Below are 14,362 nucleotides of genomic sequence, written 5' to 3'. Positions count from 1 at the left end.
GTAATATCCTGTGAAGATGTAATGCCCGCAGGAAGGCTGACCGTGAACTCACCGTCCACATCAGGCTCGGAAGCATCCGGCACGCTGGCCGTCACCGACAGCACCGTCTTAACCGGATCATTACGGTCATCGTCCGCAATCACCACCGTCGCTTCATCATCGGCACTGGCCGCGAAGCTAAAGCTGGCCGAGCTGCCGCCGCTAATGTTCATGACCACGGTTTCGTCCAACTCGATAATCTGATCGTCAATAACGATTACCGGCACTGCCACGCTGTTCGCTCCGGCAGGGATAACCACCGCACCGGTGATGGCCGTGTAATCACTGCCCGCTGTAGCGGTACTGCCAGCCAGGATGCTATAGCTTACCGTAATGTCCTCGCTTGAAGTCACACCAGTGGGCAGACTCACCGTGAACTCACCGTCCGTGCCCGGTTCTGCCGCATTTGCAGCGGTTGCCACCGACAGCAGCATCTTGGCCAGGTCTGTCCGGTCGTCATCGGCAAGCACCACCGTATCTGTATCATTGGCACCTGCTGTAAATGTAAAGCTGGCCGAGCTACCGCCCGTGATGGTCATTACCACGGTTTCGTCCGTTTCGATGATATTATCATCCAGCACCACCACCGGTACCGTCACACCGTTCTGGCCTGCCGGAATCACCACCGCCCCCGTAATCGCCGTATAGTCGACGTCCGCAGTGGCTGTACCTCCGATCGTATAATTGACTGTAATGTCCTCGCTGGAGGTAGCTCCAGCAGGTAAGCTCACGGTAAACTCTCCCGCCGTTCCTGGTTCGGCCGCATTCGGAATACTGGCCGTTATATTCAGTTCCAGGTACGCACCATCGTCGGCGATATTGACGATATCCTGATTGGCCGTACCGGCCGTAAAGACAAAGTTGGCCGAGTTTCCACCGCTGGTGGTCATCACCACCGTTTCGGTAACCTCTACAATCATATCGCTGAGCACGGCCACCGGAACGGTGACACTGCCCTGGTTGGCTGGAATAACAATCGAGCCCGTTATAGACGAATAATCTAGGTCAGGAGTGGCCGTTCCGCCAATGGTATAGTCTACCGTAATAGCTTCGCTCGAAGTGACACCTGCGGGCAAGCTGATGACAAACTCGCCGTTAATATCAGGCTCGGAAGCGTTTGGTACGCTGGCGATAAGTTCCAGCACCGTCTTGGTCGGGTCCGTACGGTCATTATCCAGGATGGGCAACGCTGCGCTACCTGCACCAATGGCCCACGCATCCCCTCCGGCCGCGGTGGCAGCCGTAAGCTCGGCAATTACAACCTCATCCAGTTCGATAACCTCATCGTCGTTTACCTGAATAACCAACTGCACGGTATTCTCGCCAGCCGGTATGATGATCTGACCGTCGAGCTGCAAATAATCTAATCCGTTCGTTGCATCCCCGGACAGTGTATAGCTGACCGAAATATCTTCATCAGCGGTCACCCCCGGAGGCAGGCTGATGTCGAATATGCCATGCTGCGGGCCTGCCTCTTCCCCGTCCTGGACAGCCGCGATGTTTACCACCTTGTTGGCGGTCGCCACTCCACCGAAGGTAGAAAAAGCCGGGATGGTAAATTCCACATAATCTATCGCATCGACCTGGCCGCTTCCCGAAGGTTCCAGGGCCGTGATGTTCTGCAAGCCGCCAGCTCCGAGATCGGCCAGCGTGGCGGTAATATCTCCATCGTGCTTGAACCACGTCCAGGTTTGATCCGCAGTCACGCCGCGCGTCGTACTTAGGTACTCTTCGGCCGCAGTCTGCTCTGCAGGATCCCACAGCAGGCGCAAAATTACGCCGCCATTTACCGTAAGGCTATCGCCTCCGTAGCTGATCTGTATCAAACGCCGCATCAGCTGCGTTCCGTAAACGGTTCCGCTGTTGGCGCCAAGGGTTGCCATATCGTTGTTCACGTCCACTACCGCAGACAGTTTGGTCACATCCATTGTGTTCCCGTTCAGATCGATCGAGGCGATATATTTATTTGGATCGGAAGGATCAATGAAATAAAGCATTCCATCCAGGATACACGTAGAAATTACGGTGCTTACCGTTGCGTCAGGCACCAGGCTCGCAGTGCGTTCGGGGTAACTGGTGACTAAGGTAAACACCACACCATCTGTCAACGCGTTTACGTTCTCAAAACTTACGATCCCTCCGTCATAACTGGTGGCCGGTATTTCGGTAACCGTTCCGGTGCTGAAATCGCCATCACCGTCATGGTCAATCATCATCGTGAAATCTTCAACCACCGTTCCCGCGACGGTCATGCCATTCAAATCAAATTGCAGGCTGAGGGGCTGCGTGCTGATATCGTAATTGGTGATCTGCGTTTTCCATTCCTGCGTCAGCCGCTCGCCAATACAGCTGCCAACCGGCAGGTCTGTATTACTCACCGTAAGGGCGTCGCTGTTGCTGCCGAATAGGATATAACTTTTGTCGGCACCGAATGTATTGGTGTTCTCTGCATTGGTGGCAGCAATGGAACGAATGCCGGCGGTAAGGATAGATCCGGCATGTATGCTGCGGGATTGTTTCTGCACAAGCCCTTCGGCATCATCCCGGCCGATGCCGAAGATGTTGTATTTATACGTGCTGTTGGCCGTCGCATTCCAGATAACGGACCCGTCTGTGGCCAAGTAGTCCTGTGGTGTAGTCTGGTCGAGCGTAATCCCGTATTTGATGCCCAGATAAGATTCAACCTGCTGCGCCTGAGTGGTAGTAAGTGCCGATTTGTACACGATCACTTCCGGGATCTTACCGTTGAAAATTCGGGTATCCAAGGCAGTGCCTCCGGAGGTACGGCCGCCAACTTCAAAGAATGAGCCGTCTGCGCCCGGTGCACAGTCTGTGCCAAGAGGTCCTTGACGGCCGTTCAACCAGGTACTGCCGCCCGATGCGTTGCCGCTATTTACATAAACTCCCCTGGCAATGATGGGTCCAGTATAAGCGGGTGTGGATAGCGCGACAACGCATCCGGCACCATCAAGGCCGTAGTTGCCCGAGGTCGTCATGAGGAGCCCCCTACCCGTGGCAGTTCCCGATGTCCAGTTTCCGTTGGTGCTGAAGATACCGTTTATGGTATTCACTACAGGGCCTTCAAGAGCATTCACGGAGAATATCGATAGGTCAGCCGTTGAATTCCAAACGCTAGCCGCATTTCCCTTAAGGGATTTGCCCGAAGCACCGGAAAAATCAACCGTGGGATTGAAGTTGATACCATTGGCCACACGAACGATGTCTGCCGAAGCGACGATCGCATTGGTATCGGCAGGATGCGCAGCACGCAGTTCAGTGACCATGGCGCCGCTTTGGTTCAGCCATTGTTCCACTTGGTCGCTTCCGTTCACCTGCAGGTCCGCATCCGCTTTGACCCACAGCATTTCTCCCGGCACACCGCCCGGCGAGGTTACGTGGCTGGCAAACGTAAAATACTGCCCTGTAGTAAGATCTGTGGTGGTTGAATAACTGGTAACACCGTTTACATCGACTTCAGATAACTGGATGAATTGGTCCGCCCCATCAAATGTGGCATCGCTGCTCACGACCAGGTAAGGCGCACCGGCACTCAACGGGATCTGATCTTTTGAAATCGAAATGGATACCGTACCAACGGTGCCGGTTTCCTGCACCTTCCATGATCGTGCCATACGAGTGTTTACGGAAGGGTTGCCCGTGATGGTGGTTGTGAATGAAGTGCTGGCACCGTCATCGCCCCAGATCAAATATGACTTGTCTGCCGTAAATGCATTGGTGTTGGCAAGGTTGTTCTCGGCAATGTCGCCAAGGCCCACTATGGGCTGGAAACCGGGGTTGATGCTCTGGGATTGTTTCTGATTTAAGCCTTCTACATCATCCCTGCCGATACCGGCAATATTATTCTTATGCGTAGCGTTTGCGGTAGCATCCCAGATTTTAGTGTTATCGGTAGCCAGGTAATCATCTAGGCCGTTGTTCAGGGTAATGCCGTACTTAATGGCCAGGTAGGTGTGCACGCGCTGCATCTCCTCATCGGTCAGGGGATTAGCATAGGCGATGATCTCGCCAATGTTTCCGTGGAAGGCAACGTCAGCAGAAGCGGCCCGGTTACCAATCCGGTAATTATTTTCGGTGAGAACAAAGCCCGCGTCCCCGCCGGATCCATCCGGCAGGCCATTGATATACATGCCAAAATTGTTACCGTTTCGGGTAGCTGAAGTAAAATAAGGTATTCCGGCAATCGCGTAGGAATTATTGCTGGCAATTCCATTTGGGCCTCTATTGACGGGGGCGGCGACCAATCTGTTTGCAGCTGTCCAATAGTAGGTAAAGTTCCCGGTTATAGCCGAGCCTTGCTGGTTCAGGAAACCGTCAGGAGTGCCTACGGATGCTCTTGTACCCATGCCGAATACCGTGAATGGACTGCTGCCCGTGATATTCAGGTTGCTGGCGACATCCATATAGTCGTTGCTGCCGTCAAAGGCCATCACCGGGTTGAAATTCACGTTGTCGGTGGCGTTGTTCTTATATATCGGCTGGCTGGCCGCAGCGGCCTGAACAGCGTTGTTCAGTTCTGAAGCATAATCCGTCCAGCCGTTGATAGCGGTACTGTCTGTAGTGCTGGAGGTACCTGCATCTGCCCGCAGCCAGAGGTTGGTCCCCACTACGCCACCTGGGGCTTTGATCGAAGAAGCAAAGCTAAAGTATTGTCCGTCGGTTAAATCAGTACTTGCAGCGTAATGCTTTACGCCATTGAGTGTGATCTCTGTTAGCGGCAGGAACTGGTCCGCGCCATCGAGCGTAGCATCATCGCTTACTACCAGGAAGGTTTCTTTTGCATTCGGCAAGGCATCGTAGGGCACTGCGATCTGTACGTTGCCCACCGTGCCTGTTTCCTGCACCTTCCAGATACGGCTCATGCGGTAATTCACAGCAGGGTTGCCGCTGATCGCCGTTTTGAACAAGGTGCTGGCGCCATCATCTCCCCACACCAAATAGGTTTTGTCTGCAGAGAAATTGCTGGCATTGTCCGAATTGGTTTCTGCCAGGGCATTGAGACCGATGGCCAGCTGCACGCCGGCATTAATACTGCGGCTCTGTTTCTGCTGCAGGTCTTCGGCGTCATCGCGACCTATACCGGCTATATTATTCTTATAACCGCTATTGGCGGCAGCATCCCATACTTTTGTAGTACCGTCAGTAGCCAGGTAGTCGGTATCGCCATTGTTCAGCGTGATACCGTACTTAATAGCCAGGTAAGTATTTACGCGCTGTTGTTCGAGCGGTGTAAGCGCATTGGCATAAATGATCAGGTCACCCATACGTCCGTTATACGAGTTGGCGTTGTAGCCTACCTGTAAAGGACTGTTATTACCCGTGAAGGTACTGGTATTGTTTCCGTTAGCAACATTTAAACCGTTCCGGTAAATTGACTGCTTGTTTGCGGTGAGTGTAAGATCGCTGGTAGCGGTCCAGAGGAGGGTCTGATTATTGACATTTCCTGCGTCGTAGAAAATACGGTTACTGACATAAGGGGCATCCCAGTAAACGACATTGTTGGACCAGGTGGCATGCAGTGTGAACTGAGTGCCGGTTCCGGCCGATTCGGTAAAAATCACCGTTGCAACAGAACTAGCCTGGTTGCTCACTAGGAACGCGGCTGCACCATTGTAGGTACCGGTCTTAAGGAATGACGATCCGGTCAAACCATGTGTACCACCGTTGAACCTAACCACCGGGTTGAAATTTAGGTTATTGGCCCCATTATCCATATATATGGGCTGGCTGCCTGCTGTAGCCTGCGAGACATCGTTTCCGTTCGGACTGTGATCATTCCAGCCGCTTACAGGTGTATTATCACTTGTAGCGGAAGTACCGATATCGGCACGCAGCCATATCAGGTTGCCGCTGCTTACGCCGCCCGGGTATTTCACAGGGGCGCCGAAGGTGAAGTAGTGGCCACTTGGCAGCAGGCTGCTGTTTAGGGTAATAATCTTGTCCGTATTCAGCGGTACTTCCTGGTCAATAGAGGTGAATGTAGGATCGTCGCTGATCAGCAGGTATACGTCTGTTCCTGTTACATTGGCTTTCAGCGTGATGTTCTGATCGGCCCAGTTGGTCTTCTGTACCTGCCAGACACGGGGCAAACGGCGCGTTATATTGGTGCCGGCAACCGTGTTGGAATAAGAAGTGGTAGATAAGTCGTTATCTGCGAATACCAGAAAAGATTTATCGTTGGTAATGATATTGCTGTTCTGTTCATTGGTCAGCTCCAAGCGATCGCCCAGGGCAATCGTCACTACGCCATCCTCAACACTGAGCGACTGCTTGGTGTTTAGCGCGGTTGCATCATCCCTTCCTATACCGGTAATGCGGTCTTTATAGACAGGGTCAGCTGTCCAATAGGCGCTGCCATCGGAAGCGAGGTAGTCGGTATCACCCGCGTTCAGGGTAATCCCGTATTTCAGCGCCAGGTAGGACTCTACCGTCTGCCGCTCCGTATCGTTGAGCACCCGGTTATAGGCGATCACCTCGCCTATTTTACCCATCCAATACAACGCCCTAGCGCCAATAGTACGGGAACCGATCGAAACGAGGTTGGCCGTAGCAGGTGTTAGGTTAATGGTACCCTGGTTATCCAGCGCATAGTTTTGAAACAAGCGTACACCGTTAGTACCATTGGTCTGCGTAGCGCTAAAAATATATGGCCGGTCAGTTACCGGCGCTTTAGTACCGGCTACAGCTGATATCGCTGCCGCATTTTCCAAGTACTGCAAGAAGTTAGCAGCAATACGGAATTCCATGCCTTGGGCCGAACCCACCGCACCGCTGCTGATCAGGTTACGACCGGCGGCATTCAGTCCGGAACCGCCTGCAACCGCAAAAACGGTAGCGTTGGCAGGATCGATACGGGTCGTGCTAATATCTAAAAAGTCGTCGGTACCATCGAACACGAGGCTGTAGTTAAAGTTCAGGCCGCGGGCATCCGTAACAGGTTGACCGTTCACTACGCCCTGGAGTGCGTTATTACCGAAATTGCTATAGTCGCTCCAACGGCCACCGCTAGATCTGCCGTCGTCGGCACGAAGCCAGAAGGTGATGCCGTCTTTTACGCTATTCGGGCCCCTGGTTAGGCGGGCAAAGGTGAAGTAGGCATTGTCGGCCAGCAAATTGCTGCCGATGGTGATGGTGCCGTCTTCGTTCATCTTATACGCGGCGTCGCCCCCAGCGAAGTTCTCATCACTGCTTACTAACAGGTAGGTTTCTGCATCTTCTGCACCAGCTAGTTTGAACGTAATATCCTGATCGGCCCAGTTGGTTTTCTGTATCTTGAAAATACGGGCCATACGCGTGCTCACCTCATCAATACCGGTAACCGGTGTCAGGTAAGTAGTGACACCGCCATCATCGCCAAAGGTGAGAAAAGAAAGATCGTTGTTAATTACGCTGGTATTGGCTGCGTTGGACGCCGCGATAACGGGGCCAACGGCTATGGTAACAATACCGGTATCTGCGCTGACCGATTGTTTCTGATACAGCATTCCCCTGTCATCACGGCCAATGCCCGTGATATGTTTGGCGTAAGGGCCGCTAGCGGAAGCATCCCACATCTTCGTGGCACCATCGCTGGCCAGGTAGTCCATCGGGGTACCTACTCCCAGCGTAAGTCCATAGCGCAGCGCCATGTATGATTGTACCTGCTGGCGTTCAACATCGGTCAGCTTGCGGGAGTACATGATAACCTCAGAGATATCACCGTTGAAAATGGCATTATGCCCTGCTCCGATATAATACTTCAAACTGGCCGGCGAAACAAAGCTGACTGCATTGGTTGCTGCACTCGCCAGCACCTTGCCGTCTATACCGGCTGCCCAGTCGTTCGGCGCGCTCCAGATATTCAGCATGTGCGAATTGCGCACATTGACCGTAGCCGGATAAGCAAAGTTGCGCCGCGCTGTGCCGGAGCCGAAATAGGTATAGTGGTTACTATTGCTCCAGGTATATACGGACTGGTTGCTCGCGTATGTTCCGCCGAACTCAAAAGGATAATGGGTGGCAGCGCTGTTGTTATCGAGGTTGGAGAACTGCACTGAGAATATCTCACCCGCTGATTGGGTAGTGGCAAATTCAGGTACGGAGAAATAGGTTCCGCCGGCAAAACCTATGCCGGGGTTAAAGTTGAAAGATGCCGGTTTCCATGCTGCCACTGCGGTGTTGATCTTCGGCCACACCCGTGCGGAGGGACCCAGCTCTTTCCACTGCGTAACATTGTTGCCGCCTACAATCCCGGTATCTGCCCTGGCCCATACGGCAAGCCCTGCTGCTACGCCGGCCGGAGCGGCCTGTGAAGTACCAAAAGTAAAGTAGGCGCCATCTGGCAGCTCCTCGCTGTCAAGCGTCACCAGGCCTCTTTCATCCAACTGGAAAACCTGGTCGCCGGCACCGAACGTTTCGTCAGCGCTCAACAACAGATATGTTGAGTTGTCTGCATCCATCAGCGCCAACCGCATCATCGTTTTGGCCCAGTTGGTACGGTCTATTTTATAGATGCGTGCACTGCGCACGGTAATATTATCGAGGCCGGTGACCGCTTCGGTATAAGCATCTGCTCTTCCATTATCGCTAAACGCGAAGAAAGAGAGGTCATTGCTGATCGTACTGGGGTTGTCTGCATTGGAAGTATAAAAGGCGGTCCCTGTGGTAATACTTACAACAGCTCCATCTACCTGCGATCGGCTTTGCTTTTGGTACAGCGTACCATTATCGTCTCTACCGACACCGGTGATGCGCTCACCGTAACCGGTATTTTTGGAAGCGGTCCACATCTGGGTGCTGCCGTCACTGGCGATATAATCGGTGAGCGCCCCTGCTGCACTACGTAAGGTCAATCCGTATTTCAAAGCCAGGTAGCTGTTCACCCGTATCCGCTCGTCGTCATTCAGTCGCCTGTTATACAAGATCACTTCGGAAATACGGCCTGTGAAGTAAGAAGCTTGTCCCGCACCGATGGCATTATTAGCAATATTACCGGTTGTCGTTCTCCGAAAATCAACCGTCAACGTGGTACTGCTACCGATCGTTTTGCCATCAAAGCTCACACCCCAGTTGCCCGGAGCGCTCCAGTTATTCAATACGTGAGCCCGCTGCATATTAATCCCACCAAGTGAATAACCTGGCCGGGAACTGATACCAAAATGCGTATAGTGGTACCCGTTGCTATATTGATAATGTTGTGCCGCGGCGCCGGCAGGGTCTCCACCGAACTCGAAGGGAAAGTTTGCTACAGTGGAGTTGGTCGCCAGGGTGGAGAACTGCACCGAGAATATCTCACCCTGTGTAAAGGTATGTGCAAAACCCGGTACCGTAAAATAATTATTACCGGCAAAATGGATGGCCGGATTATAATTGATCGCGTTCGGCACCAAGGTAAGCGTATTAGCATTGGCCACCGGCCATTCTCTTTGCACCGCCTGATCCGTCCATTTAGTAGCCTTGCCGTCAACTGCGGTGACGCCCGCATCACCTTTCACCCATGCCTGTAGATCGGTAGCCACACCACCGGGGAAACGCTGCTGCTTGCCAAAAGTAAAATAGGCGCCGTTGGCCAAATCAGCAGAGGAAAGGGTAACAAGGCCCCTGCTGTCCAGTTTCAACTCCTGGGTTATGGTGCCAAACACGGCGTCGGTACTGATCAGCAGGTAGTTGTCCTGGTTTCCGCCATCCAGCTTCAATGTTATTTGCTGGCTATCATCCCAGCTCGCCGTTTTTTGCACTTTCCAGATGCGGCCCATGCGGTGTGTTACCTCCGTGCCGGATACCGTTGTGAAAATATTGGTAGTGCTCCCGTTGTCGCTAAACACCAGGAAAGATTTATCGTTGGTAAGGGCATTAGCGTTTGCTGCGTTGGACAAGGCAATGGCATCGCCTAATGCGATCGTTACCATACCGGTATCCTGGCTAAGCGACTGTTTTTGGTTCAGCATGGTGCAATCATCGCGGCCGATGCCGGTAATGCGTTTGCCAAAGCCCGCGTTGCTGGCGGCAGTGTACATGTGTACCGTGCCGTCGCTGGTAATATAATCCGTTGTGCCTCCCCTGAGGGTGATGCCGTATTTTAGGGCCATATAAGATTCAATGCGCTGTAGTTCGGCAGGCAGCAGGTCACGGTTATAGATGAATACTTCCGGCACTGCCACTTTCGAGAACTCAGCGGCAGAGTTCCCACCTACGGTCAGCCTCCACTCGGTCGCATTGGAAGTAGCGCCGGTATTCAGCATTGCGCCGTTGCTACGGAACTCATAAGCCCCGGTAGCAGCGCGCTCGAAAGAATATAATTTTCCTTTGGTAGTGATGGCGTTGCCTGGATTTATCCAGGCTTCCACAAATAAGCGGTTCTCCAGATTTCCATGCCAGCCAAGCAGCTTATTCCCCACAGAACTGGCGAATACGCGCCCGGTCTGGGAACCTTCCAATTCCGCCATTCCCATAAGGGTGTAGGCGCCGGTGACACCTGCCGAAGCAGGTACAAAATGGACATCATTGCCATCATAATAAATGGCTGGATTGAAATTTACCAAGGCGGTGGTGTTATCCGGATCGCCGGACACGGTCATATGATTGGCATTCCCGGAAATATCGCCCCAGTTTACACCACTCACTCCCTGGTCCGCACGGTACCATGCGATGATGCCGTCGTTCACGCAGGCAGGACCTGAAAAGGTCATAGGTATACTGTTGCCAAACTCGGATGTACCGCAAGTGTTTGCAGGTATACGCAAAGTGGCCGTCCAGAAACCAAGGCCGGTGGCACCCGGGCCTGCATTGTAGGTAACCGTTTGCGTGGAAGTACCAGCGCTGACGTTCGGGATAGAGGTCACAAAATATTGTCCGCTCGTTTTGTTCGTGGTCGGATCGTTCGCATAGATATCTATGGTATACTGTGCGCCCGCCGTTATATTGGGCACCGTAAGCTGTATCTCGTACTGCCCCCCACCCAGCGCCGTAGATGACACCAGTACTGGCGTGCGACCTGCCGCGGCGGTATAGGAACAGTTACCGGTCTCTAAAAAGATATTCCGAGCTGCGTTATTATATATGGAATTATCGGTAATCACAATGTTGCTGGAGGCAACGCTATACACACCTGCGCCGCCATTATCACGTATCACGCAACCGGTCACCTCCGCATTTGTTACGGCAGCGGTGCCGTAAAACCAAATGGCGTGGTTGGCGTTGTTCACCAGGGTATCGTTCCTAATGTCAACGTCCGTTATAGCATTTGTAGCGTTTACAAGTATGCCACCCCGCTTCTGATTGTAAAAAGACGAATTAATAATGTTTACATTACTACGTGGGAAGTTGCCACCAAACTCAATACCGTCAACGCTATTCGTAAATCGACATTTGTTAATTTCGAAGTTGGATGCCGCGCCGGTTGCCACAACTCCATCGCCATCAAATCCATCAAAAGAAACGTTGTTAATGTTTACGTTGGATGCCGTACTGACAAAAAAGATTCCATAATCCGCATTGTCCGCATTATCCAGCTTATCCCCGTTTAGCACGGAATTACTAAAATTCAGTCCGTCCAGCGTAGTTTCAAACCTGACATAGGAGTTACCACTGTACAGACCCGGCATACTATTGCCAATGGCGACATTGTTGATCGTGATATTGCTGGCAGCACCATTGAACCAAATCGCATGAATATCATTTTCGTTGATATTAACCGACTCGAGCGTTACGTTATTTGTGGTATTGTCAAAGCGGATGGCATAGTCTCCATCATTATCCGTGCCGACCACGTCCATGTCTATCGTAGTCCGGATGATCTCGAAATTCGTCGTAACAAAATCTGAATAAATTCCTAGCGAAACGCCGCCCCAGAGGCTATCCAGCACCACATCACTAATTGTCACATTATTCGCTGTTTCTACTGCGCCCGCAGTATTATCGAAAACTATCCCATTTTGAAAGCCGCTGATGTTGCTATTGCTCAGCGTAAACCCATTAACCGATGCATCCCTAAATACAATACCTTCAGCCCCGCGCACATTGCCTGCCGTGCTAAGCTGGATATTCTCCATCACCAAGTTGGTCTGCATCCCGCCCGTAAAATAAAACGCCCGCCCGATATAAGGACTCGGTCCGGCAGGCTCCACATCCGTGGAATAAATATTTCTCACTGTCAGGTCCGTGGATGCTCCCTGCACCCGCATGAATGCATTCAGGAAGTTGCCGACCGTGCTGAAGGAGCGAATATTATCAATGGTGATCCCCGTCCGGTTAGGGAAAATGTCTACGTTAATATCCCCGTTATTCTGTATCGTAAAATTCCGTATCGTCACACTGTCTGCGTTAATCACAAAGGGGTTGATGACGGAATTGGTGCCGGTGGAATACAATCTGATCCTGTTCTGCCCGTCGATGGTCAGCTTTTTTGCCGTAATGGTGGGCAGGGAAGAAGTCAGCGTGATCTGCCCATGCACATTGAACACGATAGTATGTGGCCCCTCGCCCGCTGCATTTACGTCCAGGATAGCCTGCCGCAGAGAGCCCAGTCCGGCATTGTTGGTGTTGGTGACCGGAAAGTCAGCACCATAAGCCAACTGTCCTATCAGACAACAAAATGCCGCAATCATTAAACATATACGCTTATAAACACTCCTTGTCTTAAAGGACAATTTCTTAGGAAACCTAGCGTTATTGTCACAAGTAACCGTATAGGAATTGTTTAATAATTGGTTTTGTAGATGATTGTTCATAGGTAGACGAATAGGGTAATATCTTATAAGCGTTTTTACTTTCCAAAATTGACTTCCCGTCGGTGGCGGGGAATCGGTATACCAATAAGCACATTTCCCGTGCGAGACTGATCCATATCAATCCGGTTATGACAAGTACGATGTAATGACATTTGCGGCGTTACGTTTTTCATTCTTTGGTAGAAGAACTGAAAGTAAAGTTAGGGCAACAAAAAAATATTGTTTGTAGTATTAATTAGACAAGCTTGTCTTTCTATTTATACACATCGAAATCAGTTTAATTTTTTACAGATAAATGGTTGAAAAATAGATCGATATACGACTAACCAAAAGATCATTCTATCAATATGTAACATTTTTTTTACGAAAAAAAACAGGTATTCAACAAGAAAATTTTTTTTGGATATACCTCAGTCGGCTGCATTCAAATCGCAGCATAAAGTTTCAATTTATCAACCAACTCCATTGTGTTATTCACACCAAGCTTTTCGAAGGTGCGAACCTTGTACGTACTTACTGTCCCCATTTTTAGATTCATCATTAAAGCGATTTCAAGAACACCCTTTCCCTGTGAAAGTTGAAGGGCCACTTCCATTTCGCGGTCAGATAATAAACCTAAAGGATTTACGCTTTGCTCGCCATTTCCAAAAAACGAATCGAGCAAACCATCTTTCATTCGCTCACTAACATACTTGCGCCCCTCTATCACCGTTTGAATGGCGCTTATGATGTCTGAGTCGTCAGAAATCTTGTTCAAATAACCATCTGCACCGGCCTGCATGTACCGGGGCGCAAATATCCGCTCATCGTAGGACGAAAACATCAAAATCTTGGTTGTTGGCTGCCTGCTTTTAACCATATCAAGCATCGCAACGTTATTGCCTCCGGGCATCTTGATATCGAGGATCAGCAAATCTACCGGATTCCTTAAATAATGTAGGGTCTCCTCGAAGGTTTTTGCTTCGTAAACATCGACAGCGCCCCAGTTTTCCTGGATAATATTGGCTACGCCTCGCCTCACGATACCGTGATCATCGGCGATAATAACACTGCTCAATTTAGGTTTCATAGTTTAAAAGATATCTTAAAACATTACAACAAATCATACGAATTTAACACCCGTTGGCATATAATATTGATCTCGGAAGCGGCGATCCGCAAAAAAGGCTGCTAACGTGTCNTCAACCGCCGACTGCGCACGCCGCTGCGAGAGCGCCATGTTGTAGGCATCGCTGCCTCGGCTGTCCGTGTGGCTCGAAAGCTCGATCCTCAGCGTCGGGTTGTCGCGCAGCGTACGTACCAGCTCATCCAGCACCGCCGCAGCGTCAGGCCGGATGTTGTGTCTGTCGAAGTCGTAGTAGATGTTCTTCAGCTCGAAGGTCCTGCCCACCTCAAAGACCGGCTCCAGCAGCAGGGCAACCTCCAGCGTATCGGATTTAATGATACCCACCGTGCTCACCCGCGCCGAATCCCCGTGGTACTTCTCCTTCTGACCCAGCGCCGTGTAGCTCCTATCCCGCTCAAGCATGAACTCAAACCTCCCCTCGCCGCCGCTGCTCTTCCTCGCCACGATCTCGCGGTCCCCGTCATACAGCGTC

General features: G+C 51.4%; 3 protein-coding genes. All 3 read right to left on the bottom strand.

Translation table 11 applies throughout. From position 1 onward, the window contains the following. The coding region (locus tag ACFOET_RS05590) for a Calx-beta domain-containing protein (RefSeq protein WP_379020431.1) at positions 1 to 12,641 on the bottom strand (12,641 nt) is incomplete at its 3' end. Between the two features lie 547 nt (positions 12,642 to 13,188). Beyond that, positions 13,189 to 13,833, bottom strand: a complete 645-nt coding sequence (locus tag ACFOET_RS05585; protein ID WP_379020429.1) for a response regulator — start codon at positions 13,831 to 13,833, stop codon at positions 13,189 to 13,191. Positions 13,834 to 13,866: 33 nt separating this feature from the next. Further along, positions 13,867 to 14,292, bottom strand: coding sequence for an OmpA family protein (locus ACFOET_RS05580; protein WP_456320328.1), 426 nt, complete (start codon positions 14,290 to 14,292; stop codon positions 13,867 to 13,869). Positions 14,293 to 14,362 lie beyond the last annotated feature (70 nt).

The sequence above is a fragment of the Parapedobacter deserti genome (assembly GCF_042646065.1).
Taxonomy (GTDB): Bacteria; Bacteroidota; Bacteroidia; order Sphingobacteriales; family Sphingobacteriaceae; genus Parapedobacter; species Parapedobacter deserti.
This window is presented reverse-complemented; position numbering and strand designations above follow the sequence as displayed.